Origin of the sequence: Pseudoalteromonas sp. CO342X (assembly GCF_004208915.1) — a bacterium.
Taxonomy (GTDB): domain Bacteria; phylum Pseudomonadota; class Gammaproteobacteria; order Enterobacterales; family Alteromonadaceae; genus Pseudoalteromonas; species Pseudoalteromonas maricaloris.
Window position 1 is genome coordinate 1 of record NZ_SGPH01000031.1, and the last position, 15,324, is coordinate 15,324.

The window sequence follows — 15,324 nt, forward strand, 5'->3', positions numbered from 1 at the left end:
AGACATGAAAAGAGTCGCGACATAAAGACATGAAAAGAGTCGCGACATAAAGACATGAAAAGAGTCGCGACATAAAGTCGCTGCTACGTCAAACTCGTAGCAGCGGGTTTATCCCGCGACACAAAGCCAATAACAACAGGGTCTTCACAGTTAAAAAACCGTGGCATAGACTCATAGAAAAATCCTGACATAAACTCATAAAAAGAGTCGCGACATAAAGTCATGAAAAGAGTCGCGATATAAAGTCGCTGCTACGAAAGAAAGGTTAATTCTGGGAGTATGATTTTATGAATAAAAATATATAAGATTTAGGCAAGAAAAAAGCCGCGTCTCCGCGGCTTAACTGATTGGACTAATCATTCTGTACTTAACTACCCGTTACAGTGTCACAAGCTACTGAAACATCGATAGTTTCATCTGTTCCATCTGGCGTAATAGACGTTGTAAACGGTGCAGAAATTCGAGGGTCTACACTAACGGCATATGACGCGACATCACCGTTTAATGCTGATAGTGCAAAAGTACCGTCACCATTGTTCGCTGCTGTGCGGAATGGCTTAGTCGTACTTGATCTATACTTAACAATCGCACCTGGGATAACTTCTGTTACCGTTGTATCGTTAGAACACACAGCTCTAACAGTTACATTTTCATTAACAGTGGTTTGAATTGGATTTGCTAGCGTGATCGAAACTGGGCCATTACATACCTGAACTTCAGCATTTGTTGATGAAGCATTCCCCCACACGTTACCTGCAGCATCACGGATAACTACACGTGCTGTTGCTGTTGAGCTAATACCATAACGCGCTGAAGTGCTAGCTGAAACAACTGTTTTTGATGTACTGCCACCACGTAAATAACTTGATACGCTCGCATCAGCAGAGGTCATACTCACATATAGACCTGAACTCGGCACAGTATCGCCAGTCACATTAACAGTAATGCCTTGCGTACAAATTGGAACTGAGCGAGACAGTGTAAAAAACGTAAGGTGATCGGTTTTAAAAGATGCTTTGTAAGCCGTGCCTTCAGCATTCAACGCACCAACAGTTGCTTTATTCGTTTCTGCCTGCCATTTACCAGTATCTTCGTTATTTGAAGAAACATCAAACTGGTCTCCCGTTTGAATTGTTCTATCACCAGATGGTGCTAAGGTTGCGACAGGAAGTGAAACAGAAACATCGATCTCTTGGCTAAATTGTTTGATCTTAGTTCCATTGTTATCTTGCATAACGATGTTACTTACACCAACTGGCTTTTTAATGCTAGTTGTACTACCAGCACTCAACCCAGCTGGCAAAACAGCTGAAATCTTGCTAGACGTAGGATCCGCAGAGCCAACTGTTAATGATACAGAAGTACCTGTAACGGCATTACCACTTGCATCTCTTAGTTGCACGCCTGCAGGAACCGTTACATCAGAACCTGCTTTACCTTTTGCAGCCGCAGCTGTAACAGGAGAAGCTGTTGTTGCGTTAGTCACACTTTCAGAAACACTTGCTTCAACAACTTCGTCACCGCCTTTTGACACAAGTGCCAATTCAGCTTCTAGCGTTGCTGCCGAATCTTCATTACTTAAGTCGATGTCAAAGCTTTTTGAAAAATAACCATCAGCAGCGACTACAGCAGTTACAATGCCAACATTCGCACCTTCTTTTACAGTAAAGGTGTAGCTACCATCTTCTGTTGTGATCTGAGTAATTGCGTCGCCATTGACATTAACCAAATTTGAGGTTGGTTCTCCATCTTCAAAAAAGGTAATTGTCGCCGGCGCAACGATATCAACAGTATCAACATCAACTACGTTACCACTTACAGCAAATGCTAAAGCTGCAGGCGTTTCTGGTGCAACAACTACCGGATCTGTTGGCTCAGGTGGCGGAGTGATCACCACATTGTTATCGTCATCGCTAAAACAGCCCGAAAGTGCTAAAGCTGAAGCTACAGATAAAGCGAGTAAAGATTTTTTGTTCGAAATCATGATTGGTCCTTGTTCCCTTTTTTGAAAGTGCCAAGCGGCACTAACGCGCGTTTTATTACATCGAAACTTAAATATAGAGAAAGTTCAAAGATTGTCCAGCTAGTAATTAAAATATTTTTACACTCAGGTTTGCGAGTTCGTTCGTGATTGGCGAGAGCTGCCAAGATAATAAATGCTTTTACTTCATAGCCTTAGGTTGCCGTAACAACTACTGACATATTTTAAATACAAAGTCGCACAACAACGCCTTTTAATAGACACTACTAAATAAGAAACAGACACAAAAAAGCCGCATTTAAGCGGCTTTCTATCTCGATCAAAGTGCGCCTTATTGAGGGCTACACCTTAGTCTATGGTTATTAAGAACCAGTTACTTCGTCACATGCTACTGTGATTTCAGCTGACTCATCAGTACCATCAGCAGTGATAGTAAAGTTTTGAGCTCCTAGGCCCGCAAACTTAGCACCACGTGGTACAACGCGTACTTCATATGAAGAAGCTTCTACTAGGTCTGTTAGCTCGTATGTACCGCCTGTACCAGCAGCTGATTCAAAGCCTTTGTTTTCTAAACGGTATTTAACTACAGCACCTGTTAGTGGTGTAGTTACTGTGTTGTCGTTTTCACAAACAGCAGTTACTGCGAATGACTCAGCAACAAGTGTAACAGGGTTAGCTAGCGCAACGTTTACGTTACCACAAACTGATACTTCAGTTTCGCTATCGAACCATGTATTACCGTTTTTGTCTTTAACAGTTACACGTGCTGTTGCATCAGCAGCAATACCTTTTTGTGATGCCTTGTTTGCAGAAATAACAGTTTGTGATGTAGAACCTGCTTTTGCTTGTACAGAAGCTTTATAGTCGCTAGATTCCATCTTAACAGTTAAACCGTTAGCAGGGATTGCATCACCAGTGAAAGTTACATTGATGTCTGATTGACATGCATCGAATGTATCTACCGCAGAGAAGAATGTAAGGTGGTCAGTCATGAATGAACCAGCGTATGTGCCGTTTACTTCATTTAATGCACCAATAGTTACTTTGTTTGTCTCAGTAGACCAAACACCTGTATCTTCGTTGTGAGAAGTTAGCGTTAGTTCATCACCTGTTTTAACAACTTCACCGCTACTTAGTGTAGTTGTAGCTGGAATTGCCATTGTTACTTCTATAGGCTTGCTAAACTTCTTGATTTTGTTACCAGCATCGTCAGTCATTACGATGTTAGTTACAGCAACTGGAGTTTTAACTTCAGCAGCACCTGCTGCGTTAAGACCTTCAGGAAGAATCGCACCCGCACTTGCTGATGTGCTATCAGCAGCAGTAACATTTAGTGAAATTGTAGAACCTGACACTGGGTTGTTGTTTGCATCAAGTAGCTGAGTATTTGCTGGAACCGCTACGTCAGCACCTGCTTTACCAGATTCAGCTTTTGCTGTGATTACTTCAGCAGTCGTCGCATCAGTTACAGAAGCTTCTACCACTTTATCAGCTAGGCCTTCCGCATTCTTAGAAACAAGCTCTAGTTGTGCAGGAACTACTGACTCGCCTTCAGCAAGTGTTAAATCAACAATAAAGCTCTTAGATACATAACCTTCAGCTGTTACGTTAACAGTAATTGAATCAACAGAAGCGCCTTCTTTCAGTGTGAAAGTAAAGTCACCTTCAGTTGCGTCAATCACGTTTACTGCAGTGCCATTTACGTCAACAGTGTTTGCACTTAGTTCACCGTTTTCAAGCAAAGTTACTTGCGCTTTGATCGCGTCGAAGTCAGCATTAACAACGTTACCGTTTACAACTAGTGCTAGTGCATCTGGAGTCTCAGGTGCAACGATTACTGGATCAGTAGGCTCTGGTGGAGGCGTGATAGTTACGTTGTTGTCATCATCGCTAAAACAGCCAGAAAGCGTTAGCGCAGACGCTACAGAGAGCGCAAGAAGAGATTTTTTATTTGCAATCATGATTAGTCCTTGTTTTCCTTCTGTTAACTTACGCCGATTTGACGCGTTAACTCATAAAAAAAGCCATATTGCGAAAGAGCAATATAAGCTTAAGTTTTAAATCATTTAATAAGACAGACAGGAACTAAGTCGCTCCCTGACTAAAGCCAACTCAGTTATTCTACCAATCTAGCGGAAAAACAACCATATAGTCGGAGTTAGCTGCCTTAATTTATCACAGAAAAGCGGTAGTTCCAACCGCCTGTAATAAGTTGAAAGTAGGATACCTTTAGAACACTAAATAGACAATGAATGAAGTCAAATTTATAGCAAAAAGTTGCAATATAGTGCTTAATTATTAACAAGGTATATAAATTTAATAGTTTGAATGAGATGGCGATGTGATTCCCGCAGATTTTAGTAGCTGCGGGTTTATAAGTGCACCGAAACACCACTCCCGTAGCAGCGGGTTTATCCCGCGACAAAGGCATCGCGACGTAAAGTCGCTGCTACAGATACATAACCCCGCGACAAAAGCACCGCAACACATCTCCCGTAGCTGCGGGTTCATCCCGCGACAAAGGCATCGCGACGTAAAGTCGCTGCTACAGATACATAACCCCGCGACAAAAGCACCGAAACACCACTCCCGTAGCAGCGGGTTTATCCCGCGACAGAGCATCGCGACAAAAGCATCGCGACAAAAGCATCGCGACGTAAAATCGCTGCTACAAATACATAACCTTGCGACAAAAAACATCGAAACACCACTCCCGTAGCAGCGGGTTTATCCCGCGACAAGAGAATCGCGACATAAAGTCGCTGCTACGAATCCATAATCCGCGGCAAATGCATCGAAGCATCTCTCCCGTAGCAGCGGGTTTATCCCGAGACAAGAGAATCGCGACAAAAGCACCGAAACACCACTCCCGTAGCAGCGGGTTTATCCCGCGACAGGAGCATCGCGACGTAAAGTCGCTGCTACGAATACATGACCCTATGGCAAGTGCATCTCTCCCGTAGCTGCGGGTTTATCCCGCGACAAGCGCATCGCGACGTAAAGTCGCTGCTACGAATACATACCCCCGCGACAGAGCACCGCAACACATCTCCCGTAGCAGCGGGTTTATCCCGCGACAGGAGCATCGCGACGTAAAGTCGCTGCTACGAATACATGACCCCGCGACAAAAGCTCCAAGACATAGCTCCCGTAGCAGCGGGTTTATCCCGCGACAGAGCATCGCGACGTAAAGTCGCTGCTACGAATACATATCCCCGCGGCAAGTGCATCAAAACACCGCTCCCGTAGCTGCGGGTTTACTCCGCGACAAGAGCATCGCGACGTAAAGTCGCTGCTACAAATACATAGCCCCGCAACAGAGCATCAAAACACAGCTCCCGTAGCAGCGGGTTTATCCCGCGACAAGCACATCGTGACGTAAAGTCGCAGCTACTGTTATCTGTAAGTTAGGTATGCTTCTCGTAATCTTGCCAAATTGCTGTAAATATAACTACTCGACAAGCGTCCTTGATTAAGGAATGTCTTATCCAAATTCACAGGCGTTTTAACTGAATGTCCACGGCCAATCACCAATTGATTGTGTGACTCACCAATACGTGTACTCACTTCATGTCGCCAAGCTTCATTCCCTTTTATCTGGCCATAACGGATTGGTGCCATATCTTTACGTGGAGTAAGCGGGATACTAAACACAATACCTGCGACTTGTACATCCGTATCTTGGGCAAAGATTGAAATATAGCTGTCGCCAAACCAAAAGCGAGTTTCTAGTTTTACACCGCTATCTTCATAAAAGAACCGACCTGCTGTTGCGTGAAAACTCACATCCTGCTCAACCCAGTTATAACGATAAGACAACGTTTGATAGTCTCTATCTAAGTCATAGTCATCATATTCTAAATAACCAATTTCAGCATTAAGCTGGTGACGACCATTTTCACTAAGCCAAGTCGTTTCGTTTTTGATACCTGTATAGTCATTAAACTCTTTAAAGAAACCAATATGTGTTTGGTTATAAATTCCATACGGTAAATCTAACGTTTGATAGATTGTCGCTTGCGTAACACCACTGTCTTTTGCAAAGCGGCCAAATGCTTTGCCTGTTTCGTAGTCATCTGTTTTGGCAACTTCAGTTTCAGCGCTAACGCTTATACCACCGCCATACCACATCGGCACATCCACATCGGCTTTAATTGCGAGTGAAAAGTCATAAACACCTATCTCTGTCGCAAAGTGTGAATCTAGAGAAGGCCCTATAGTTACGCGTGGTCTAAAGTAAGGACTGTTGGCTTTAGGCATTCCCACCCAAGACACACTGCCAATCGGATCCATTTCACCGCGGCGAATATCCATGTCTGGCGTACTGCTGGTATTGATAAATTCACGGTAATTATCAATATCACCACGCACAGAAAGCATTGGAATACCACGGTTTAATAACTGAATCGTATATTTAGCCTCAGGCTCATCTATATGTTCGGCAATACGGCCTAGCACAAGACCAATAGCGTCTATATCATTACGATTAAATACATAGTTCTCAAAGCTTACAACAATATGCGGGTCTCGATTAAAGCCCACACTAATCGCCTCTAAGCCATCGTCGATTAATGCATTTTTAAGTTCCCGAGTTTGCAGTGTTAGTGACTTTCTGTATTCATCACGCTCAGTTACTTCTTGCTTAGCTTCTTCTAACGGTTTTTGAGCTAATTCTCGCTGCTGTTGATAGTGCGCTTCAAATGCAGCCTCACGCTTTTTATGATTATCTAAAATCGGCGCTGGTGCAGCTTCCGTAGGGTCGTTTAACTTAGCCTGCTCAAAAAGCGGCATAGAAAAGTTTATTCCCCAAAAGGTATCCTTTTCTGCAAGCTCAGTATTACTGTAAAACTTGCTGGTTAACGTTAATGTACCAACATCGTAAATCCACTCCTTAGGTACAGTTAAGCGTAAGCCCGCATTTACTGCATCCGCATCATGCTCAACCTGCAATGCAAACCAATCTAATGGCTGCCATTCAATACCAGCAAAAGCGCCATCCATTTGCCCGGTTGCGCGATCGCTTACTGCAAAACCAGCTGAAAACCTAAAGTCATTCCATTCGCGTGAACCAGCTAAATAGTAGGTTTCATAGTTATTCGCCGCACCACCTAAGTCCTTACCACCAATAGCAAGATTAAACCACTCTTTAGGAATATAGGGGATTTGGTATTTTAAGTTAAACGATAGATCTCGGAGCTGGCCTCTACCCTCTGCAAACATATTGTCATGCATAGTGTTTGTAGCAATAACCCCACTTACTTCAAGACCATCGAACACACCTGCAGAGAAGATATAGTTATGACCATCGACATATTTAAGCCCACTCTGATCTAATTGGTTATTGTAACCAATATCAATCACGCCTTTTTTTAGCACTTCGGCGTTAGGAGTATTGAAAAGACCAGTATAGCCTGCATAGGACATATAATTTGGTTGCTCAGTTGCTGAACAAACAGCAGACATGGCCAATATAGGCAAAGAGTAATAAGTTTTATTGCGCATTTTATCTACTTAAAATTGTTATAAATGTTAGACTTTGGCTTTACAGTATCAGCTTTTTTTTACGCTTTCACATTTTCCACATTCAGTTGAGTGCCAAAAGTATTATTGATGAACAAACTCACGGCAGAAATCTTACTCAGCACTTGGTGATATCCAATAAAGAGCAGAACAAAAGCATAAAACATTACATACTCGGGTATATTGAGTAACTCTCCACCTATACCTATTAGCGCCAATATAGCTGATATGGCCACTATAACAGCTAGCGTTTGGATGGATGTAAAACCTAGCTTTTGGAAGATATGATGAAGGTGCTCTCTATCCGGCTTAAAGGGAGAGTCTCCCCGCCTGATTCTTCGGATCATGATCGCTGTCATGTCCATTAGGGGGATAGCAATTAACCATATAGCTGTTACTGGACGAACAGACTCTGAAGCGGTTCCAGCCGTTTGACTAACAGATAGCAATAACCAAACTACGGCAAAACCAATCATCATACTACCGGCATCACCCATAAATACTTTTCGCTCTCTTCCTAGCAAGCCCAAGTTCATCAGCACATAAGGTATTATTGCAAAGACAAAAATAAGAGAAATGGCAGTAGTAAGACGATCGCCGTAAACAAAGCCTAATAAAGCAAGACTAGCGAAAGTAACAATTGAAAGTCCACCAAGTAAACCATCGATACCATCGACCATATTAAATGCATTTATTGCTGCAATTACAGCGACTACAGTCATAATTGTGCCAATTGCTCCTAATTCAATTCCTCCAAAACCAAATAGGTTACCCAGCGAAAAAATTTGGTACTGAGTAAAATATATCATCGCTGCAGCAATACATGCTTGGAAAGCAATTCTCACTTTTACACTGAGATCATATTTATCATCTAACGCACCGAGAGTAGTTAGCAGGATCAGGCTAACTGACAAAACGGTAAGGTTTGGAAAGCTATCCGCTCGGCTCAATAGAAAGTAAGAAACTGAAACACAGACAGAGATGCCGCCAGCTAAAGGTATAGAGCCTTGATGAACTTTTCTTTCACAAGGTACATCGACTAGACCAGTTCGTTTAGCTACTTTTCTCATTAAAAAAAGCGTTGTAAACGAAAAAAAAGTTACAAAACAGAGTTCAACAAACATATCCGTTATCCGTGTTGAATATATAAAACTAACAACTGAGTATAGCAGCTTGAAGTATTAGCTAGCTAAAAAGATTTCATTTTGTATCACCTTAAATTACGATACGCGAACTTTAGCAACGCAGGTGGCGCAAAATGAAACAGAATTCTAGACGAAATGAGCAAAAAGTTCTTAACTGTAACCTCATTCAAGAGGCGCATGTATTTCAGCCTGAGGTTGATTTCACTCAAACACTTATAAAACCCTCTCCTTCTTTTTATGGTTTGCTCATTTAGACGGTAGTCTAAAAGTACATCTGTTAGGTTGGCAAATTTATATCCTTTCTTCAGTAACTCAAACCATAATGCCATATCTTCTGTAAGCGCTGTCTCGGTAGAATATCTACATCCATCCTTAAACACTGAAACTCTAAACATCACTGTTGGATGTATAAAAGGACACCGAGCTACACTAAAGGCTTTTAAGGCTTCATGTGTGTCAGGTAATCTCTTCTCGCTTAAAGCAAACGAAGCACCAAACTCCTTACAAGCAGAACCAATTACACTTACATGGATATGATCCTGCATAAATTCAACCTGCTTTCTTATCCTTTCAGAGTGGGAAATATCATCTGCATCCATTCTCGCAACATATTTATATTTGCCTCTACTTAACACTTCATCAATTAAAAGATTTAGTCCAAAAGCCAACCCTTTATTATAACAACCTCTATAAACTTTTATTCTATTAATGAATTTACATTTGAAAAACTCTATTACTTCAACTAAATCTTCAGATATCGCACCATCTATATAAAGAAAAAGATCAACCTCGTTATATGATTGATTAACAATACTGTTTATTGCTTCCTTCAAGTAGCTTGAGTTATCCGCATAGTAGACACTCATGATAACAGCGACTTTACACATATCTCCTCCGCGAGCTATGAGACTTAAACTTCTTAGAATAATATATAGGTATTATTCTCATACTTCGGCTAAAACTTACATTACTCCTTAGAAAAACTTTAATACTGTGCTTAGGAGGAATAGCAGGACAAGAGCATGAAAAATCACTTGCTATTCAATACCTTTTCTAGATAACACTCATTTCTAGCTGCCTTTAGATGTTTAGCACGTACACCTTTGTTAAAGGTTTTCTATTTCTTTATTAAATTCAATGCAACATGTCCTGCACCTGCAAACACTTCTGCGGCACCGCCGCGACGTATACGGCAACATCTTCATTCATTGCCACATCCAAACACCAATGAAGACTATTCTCGATATGCCGATGTGCTCGTGTGGCTTCATCAGCTAGCCTTTGTGCACTCATGTTTGCTGAGCTAATGTAATATCGATATGTTAATTCACCTTGCTTTTGATTATCCAATTTGCGGCAAGACACTATCACGCCAGCACTTTGTAAATTGGGCCAACTAGAACTTGTGGGAATTTGAGCCATATCATGACAAACAACAGCCGATCTGAATTCTTCTCGACATCGTTGGTAATCTATTTCACTTAATAGGTTATCACTAGCTATCTGGCGTGTGATTTCTGGCAGCAAGAGCTGTTTCACTTGTTCAAATAAGCTGCTCTGGCTGGCTTTGAGTGCAAGCAAATAATCCGCTTCTATTTCTACAATTTGCTTTATAATCTTCTTTTGGCAGCCCACTGTATCAATCGTCACTAAGCAACCTTTTAGCTCTAGTAGTTGAAGTAAATCTGGACTAGCCATGATTTCATTAGACTTCAAGTCGGTCTTACATTGACCTAGCGTAACACAATTTTCACAGGCAAACGCACTGACAATGTGGATAGCACCTTTTCTATAAAGTCGTTTAAATGAACCTTTTAGCTTTTTCCCAACAATGGCAACCACAATGCCATTTGTTAGTTCACTGCAACTTTGCATCCATTGCGAGCAACAAGTTTGAAACTGGGTCATATCGATGCGGCTTCCAACCCGCGCAATCATGTCGTGGCGCGGCACAACCGTTCGATAGTGCGATAAATTTACGTAATCAAGATAGTTTGTCATGGGCAAAATTTTCAATTTTTTCCCAACCTTGGCAACCTGCGATTACGGCACTGATTGTTAGAAACAGAATATCGAATAATGGATGTTGCACTTTACCTTCCTGACTTGGGTCATCAATGAAAGAAAAGCGTTCGAACAACGTGTTGACTGACATAATTGGACTGCTTAATTGAAAAAACACCATAAGATCAAAAACTTATGCCAAAGTAAAGTTCATAATCTTGCCCTGAGTATTTCAAAGGTAAACCTAAACACATAAATATTATAGCAAATGCGCCAAAGTCACTTTTTCAAAACCCCTAAGACTTTTCTATTACCATTACAAACAATCAAGTTATTAATGCGATATTTATCCATCATATTAAAGGCAAGTTCCATTGAAGCATCTGGTGATATTACAAAGGGCTCGTTACTTGAAATATCATTGGCTGTCAAATCAAAAATACCTTTTCCAAATTTTTCTATAGCCCTACGCAAATCACCATCCGTGATTATTGCGTTGAGCTGACCACTATTAATTACCAGAGTCAGACCAAGAGCACCTTTTGATATTATATTAATTACTTCACTTAGAGGTGTTTCAGAAGTAACTATCGGAAGGTTATCTTTACACATTTCATCAGCTACTTTGCTCAATAACTTTCTTCCTAAGCTACCTCCGGGGTGAAATCTTGCAAAATTCTCAGGACGGAACCCTCTTAATTCCATTAGACCAACTGTTAAGGCATCCCCCATAACTAATGCAGCAGTAGTCGAAGAAGTTGGCGCTAACTGCAATGGACAGGCTTCAGCTGGTACCGCAATATTTAAATGATAATGCGAATTTTTAGCTAAGGTTGATTCAGGGTTGCCTGTTATAGCGATTATTTTATTTAAGTTATCTTTCAAAAACGGTAATAGCTTTAGTACTTCGTCTGTTTCGCCTGAATTAGAAATAGCAATAAATACATCATCAGGGGTTATCATGCCTAAATCACCATGAAATGCCTCTCCTGGATGCATAAAAAAGCTTGGTGTGCCAGTGCTAGCAAATGATGCTGCTATTTTTTTTCCTATAATGCCTGATTTACCCATGCCGCAAATAATTGTGCGACCTTTGGTGGCTAATATAAGTTTAATTGCAGAATCAAACTGTTCATCTAACTGTGCACTAATAGCATGTAACGCATCAATTTCATTGCAAATGACTTTCTTAGCTATTTCTATCGTATTCATAAATTTTCCATTTCCATTTTTACTGCTAAATAATCTTCTTTGGTGTCGATCCCATGAGGAATATTACCAACGTAATCCATTACACCTATAGAGAGACCATTACTTAACGCTCGTAATTGTTCTAACTTTTCAAACTTTTCTAGATACGACTCAGGCATATCACAAATTGATTTTAGCGCCGACACTTTATATACATACACACCGACATGTCGTTTTGCAGCAGTAAGATCATCAGGTGCATCACGGTTTATTGGGGCTGGCGCACGAGTAAAATATAAAGCTTCTCTTTGTTCACTCACTATAGCTTTAACAACATTTAGGTTATTAAAGTCACTTTGCTTTGTTATCGGCGTTGCCGCTGTTGTAACACCAAAACGGCTATTTTGTTCAGTGAAATTAATAAGCTCACGAATTAAGCTCTCAGGAATAAGTGGCTCATCACCTTGAACATTCATTACGAGTGTTGATTCAGGCCACGCCATTTTAAGAGCGACTTCATGAACCCGATCTGTACCGCTCACATGTTTATCACTAGTCATTACAACAGGAAGGGAGAGCGCTTTTGCTGCCTCTTCAATTCGAGTGTCATCAGTAGCAATAAATATGTCATCTATAGCGACACCAGCCTCAAGCACCCTTTGTACTACATGCCAAAAAACTGGTTTACCACATATTTCTAATAACGGTTTAGCAGGTAACCGCGAAGAACCATATCGAGCTGGTATTACTACTTTAAATTTCACTTCATCCATCACAAATAGCTACAAAAAGATTAAACTAATTTACTTTCTAAAAATGGGCGCTTGTGTGTCACTGCGTCAATTTCTAACAAAGTTTCTAACATTTCATGCATGTGCTCTAGTGGGACCATGTTTGGGCCATCACTAAGTGCAACGCTCGGATCTGGGTGAGTTTCAGTGAACAAGCCATCAATACCTACTGCAACAGCAGCTCGTGCTAATACCGGTACCATTTCTCTTTGTCCACCCGAGGTTGCGCCTTGACCACCCGGCTGCTGCACTGAATGAGTTGCGTCAAAAACCACTTTACAACCAGTGCTACGCATTACAGGTAAACCACGCATGTCACTAATTAAGGTGTTATAACCAAAAGAAGTACCACGGTCACATAACCAAATGTCTTTATTGCCCACTTCGTGGCATTTATTAACAACTTGATGCATATCCCAAGGGGCTTGAAATTGACCCTTTTTAATATTAACAGGCTTACCAGCACGCGCCACTTTTTGAATAAAGTTGGTTTGACGCACTAAAAATGCAGGTGTTTGTAATACATCAACAACACTCGCTACCTCATCAATAGGTGTATCTTCGTGTACATCAGTTAATACGCGAAGCCCTAAGTCAGACTTAACCTTAGCTAAAATACGCAAGCCCTCTTCAACACCAGGGCCTCGGTAACTCGAAGTAGAGCTACGATTAGCTTTATCAAAGCTCGCTTTAAAGATGTATTCAACACCGAGCTCTTCAGTAACTCTTTTCATTTTTTCAGCGATTTTAAAAACCAGCTTTTCTGATTCGATAACGCATGGGCCTGCAATTAAAAACATATTTAATCCTACATTTTATTGTGATTTTATCTTTGGAGCGCGTTAATTATTAGAGGTATTGCAAATCTAGTAACTAAATATGCCCTTATCTTCATAAATACTCTACGTACTTCAATGATAGAAAGTAACTAACTTATCCAAAAAATCATCGACTTGTTTATAATTTAACTCATTAATACCAGCAGCTGCTGCACGGCCACCTCCAGTAGCAAATTGGCTGCATACATCAACAGCGCCTTGTTTGTTATTGAGTGGTGCTCTTACACTTACTGTGTAACTTCCTTTGTTATTACAGGTAAGTACTGCATGGACTTTATCTGGTGATTTGTTTGCAAGGTCGTTGCCTAATACGCCACTTACACGGCGCGCCCACAGGGCGTCATCAAGTAAAATAACCTTTGCAGTATCACAATTATGTAAAACTTTAGCACATGCCGCATTTTGCATATCTGCTTTGTAGGCTTTTTCTAATATGTAATAAACCGACTCAGGGTCGTTAATGGCATCAAAAGGAGACTTATATTTTAGTAGCTCCTTAAACAACTCCTCAGGGGCAAAGTGCAAATCGGCCACCTCACTGCCATAGCCGTTATAGTTAATATAAGTACCAAATGCCTTAAGTTGTGACTTTTCTAGTTCCTTTAAACCTAACTTGTCAGCCTCACTGTCAGCTTTAGCAAATAGATTATCACCATAAGCTGCTGTAATGGCCCATAAGTGATACTGCTTACCGATAAGGTCGCTCACTATCAAGCTAGTACACATATTTGAATCTAAATTTATATGAGTAAATAAGTTAACGTGCTTTGGAATATCACCCGTTTTATGATGGTCAACATACATAACACGCGCCCCAACACATAATGCATCGTGCAGCTCTGCCATGTTTTTTTCCATCGATATATCAAGTACTCGAATATTGTCGCCTGCTTTGGGGGCAATCTTTTTTAATAATTGAATATCGCGTTTCACACCGGTTACTTTAACGCTATCAATTGGGTTCGCTAGCTGTAACTGTAAAAGTGCGATTATGCCATCTGCATCGCCGTTAAAAATATCGTAATTCATAAAATCTCAAAAGTAATAAAAGATAAAGCATTAGACACTAGGAATTAGAAGTCAGATTACAGATATTAGAGGTCAAAAGACAGATATCAGATTTTAAACGTCAGGTATCAGGTTTCTGGCTCTAGATTTCTATAATCCCTGTTTCGCGTAAATAACCAATAATTTGCTCAACGCTTTGCTCAATGCTTTGCTCTGCTGTTTTCACATGAATCTCTGGTTGCTCTGGTACATCAAATGCCGAGCTAATACCTGTAAAGTTAGGTATTTCGCCAGCACGGGCTTTTTTGTATAAACCTTTAGGGTCACGGCTTTCGCATACCTCTAATGGCGTATCAATAAATACTTCAACAAATTCGCCTTGACTTATAATGCTTCGAGCACGGGCACGGTCTTCTTTAAAAGGTGAAATAAACGCTGTTGATACAATTAAACCTGCATCAATGAACAGCTTGGCAACTTCGCTAATACGGCGAATATTCTCCATGCGGTCTTCGTCGCTAAAAGTAAGGCCCTTGTTTAAGCCCATGCGTACGTTATCGCCATCAAGCAGATAAGTATGGCAACCTAATTCAAATAACTTTGCCTCAACTGCATTAGCAATTGTCGACTTACCTGAACCACTTAACCCAGTGTACCAAAGTAATAATGGCTTATGCCCTTTATGTTGTTCTTTTTCAGCACGCAAAACTGCTTGAGTGTGCCATACAATGTTCTCGGTCATATTGCCTCTTGGGTTCAGATTTCAGATTTCAGATTTCAGATTTCAGATTTCAGATTTCAGATTTCAGATTTCAGATTTCAGATTTCAGATTTCAGATTTCAGA

General features: G+C 40.9%; 12 protein-coding genes. All 12 read right to left on the reverse strand.

Features of this window, described 5'->3' with window-relative positions; all coding sequences use genetic code 11:
* Positions 1–367 precede the first annotated feature (367 nt).
* The 12 genes from EXT47_RS14140 to cysC all read right to left on the reverse strand — a co-directional run bounded on the left by EXT47_RS14140 (position 368) and on the right by cysC (position 15,221).
* Positions 368–1,984 (reverse strand): hypothetical protein, encoded by a 1,617-nt coding sequence (locus EXT47_RS14140; protein WP_130126876.1) that lies wholly within the window; start codon positions 1,982–1,984, stop codon positions 368–370.
* A 359-nt stretch (positions 1,985–2,343) separates the two neighbouring features.
* Positions 2,344–3,942, reverse strand: a complete 1,599-nt coding sequence (locus EXT47_RS14145; RefSeq protein ID WP_130126877.1) for a hypothetical protein — start codon at positions 3,940–3,942, stop codon at positions 2,344–2,346.
* Positions 3,943–5,377: 1,435 nt separating this feature from the next.
* A complete protein-coding gene (locus EXT47_RS14150; RefSeq protein ID WP_130126878.1) occupies positions 5,378–7,483 on the reverse strand; it encodes a YjbH domain-containing protein in 2,106 nt (701 codons plus the stop codon).
* Between the two features lie 59 nt (positions 7,484–7,542).
* Entirely contained in the window at positions 7,543–8,625 is a 1,083-nt protein-coding gene (gene wecA, locus EXT47_RS14155) for a UDP-N-acetylglucosamine--undecaprenyl-phosphate N-acetylglucosaminephosphotransferase (RefSeq protein WP_130126879.1), read from the reverse strand.
* Positions 8,626–8,711: 86 nt separating this feature from the next.
* Positions 8,712–9,533, reverse strand: coding sequence for a glycosyltransferase (locus EXT47_RS14160; protein WP_130126880.1), 822 nt, complete (start codon positions 9,531–9,533; stop codon positions 8,712–8,714).
* A gap of 247 nt (positions 9,534–9,780) precedes the next feature.
* Positions 9,781–10,647, reverse strand: a complete 867-nt coding sequence (locus EXT47_RS14165; protein ID WP_130126881.1) for an ISAs1 family transposase — start codon at positions 10,645–10,647, stop codon at positions 9,781–9,783.
* Positions 10,631–10,801: a transposase family protein gene (locus EXT47_RS14170; RefSeq protein WP_165383817.1), complete on the reverse strand. Its 171-nt coding sequence runs from the start codon at positions 10,799–10,801 to the stop codon at positions 10,631–10,633. Before EXT47_RS14170 ends, EXT47_RS14165 begins: the two co-directional genes overlap by 17 nt.
* 128 nt (positions 10,802–10,929) lie before the next feature.
* Positions 10,930–11,862, reverse strand: coding sequence for an SIS domain-containing protein (locus EXT47_RS14175; RefSeq protein ID WP_130126883.1), 933 nt, complete (start codon positions 11,860–11,862; stop codon positions 10,930–10,932).
* Positions 11,859–12,605: a 3-deoxy-manno-octulosonate cytidylyltransferase gene (gene kdsB, locus EXT47_RS14180; protein WP_130126884.1), complete on the reverse strand. Its 747-nt coding sequence runs from the start codon at positions 12,603–12,605 to the stop codon at positions 11,859–11,861. Before kdsB ends, EXT47_RS14175 begins: the two co-directional genes overlap by 4 nt.
* 29 nt (positions 12,606–12,634) lie before the next feature.
* On the reverse strand, positions 12,635–13,432 hold the full coding sequence (gene kdsA / locus EXT47_RS14185; protein WP_130126885.1) for a 3-deoxy-8-phosphooctulonate synthase: 798 nt from the start codon (positions 13,430–13,432) through the stop codon (positions 12,635–12,637).
* A 111-nt stretch (positions 13,433–13,543) separates the two neighbouring features.
* Positions 13,544–14,500 (reverse strand): DHHA1 domain-containing protein, encoded by a 957-nt coding sequence (locus tag EXT47_RS14190; RefSeq protein ID WP_130126886.1) that lies wholly within the window; start codon positions 14,498–14,500, stop codon positions 13,544–13,546.
* Between the two features lie 121 nt (positions 14,501–14,621).
* Positions 14,622–15,221 carry an adenylyl-sulfate kinase gene (gene cysC, locus EXT47_RS14195; RefSeq protein ID WP_130126887.1) on the reverse strand — a complete coding sequence of 200 codons (600 nt, stop codon included), beginning with the start codon at positions 15,219–15,221 and terminating at the stop codon, positions 14,622–14,624.
* Between the last annotated feature and the right edge of the window lie 103 nt (positions 15,222–15,324).

Excerpts from the sequence above, each read along its gene's own strand:
- wecA (WP_130126879.1), bottom strand. The coding sequence starts at position 8,625 with ATGTTTGTTGAACTCTGTTTTGTAACTTTTTTTTCGTTTACAACGCTT.
- EXT47_RS14145 (WP_130126877.1), bottom strand. The coding sequence starts at position 3,942 with ATGATTGCAAATAAAAAATCTCTTCTTGCGCTCTCTGTAGCGTCTGCG.
- EXT47_RS14140 (WP_130126876.1), bottom strand. The coding sequence starts at position 1,984 with ATGATTTCGAACAAAAAATCTTTACTCGCTTTATCTGTAGCTTCAGCT.
- EXT47_RS14170 (WP_165383817.1), bottom strand. The coding sequence starts at position 10,801 with ATGTCAGTCAACACGTTGTTCGAACGCTTTTCTTTCATTGATGACCCA.
- EXT47_RS14150 (WP_130126878.1), bottom strand. The coding sequence starts at position 7,483 with ATGCGCAATAAAACTTATTACTCTTTGCCTATATTGGCCATGTCTGCT.
- EXT47_RS14165 (WP_130126881.1), bottom strand. The coding sequence starts at position 10,647 with ATGACAAACTATCTTGATTACGTAAATTTATCGCACTATCGAACGGTT.
- EXT47_RS14190 (WP_130126886.1), bottom strand. The coding sequence starts at position 14,500 with ATGAATTACGATATTTTTAACGGCGATGCAGATGGCATAATCGCACTT.
- EXT47_RS14175 (WP_130126883.1), bottom strand. The coding sequence starts at position 11,862 with ATGAATACGATAGAAATAGCTAAGAAAGTCATTTGCAATGAAATTGAT.
- cysC (WP_130126887.1), bottom strand. The coding sequence starts at position 15,221 with ATGACCGAGAACATTGTATGGCACACTCAAGCAGTTTTGCGTGCTGAA.
- kdsA (WP_130126885.1), bottom strand. The coding sequence starts at position 13,432 with ATGTTTTTAATTGCAGGCCCATGCGTTATCGAATCAGAAAAGCTGGTT.
- EXT47_RS14160 (WP_130126880.1), bottom strand. The coding sequence starts at position 9,533 with ATGTGTAAAGTCGCTGTTATCATGAGTGTCTACTATGCGGATAACTCA.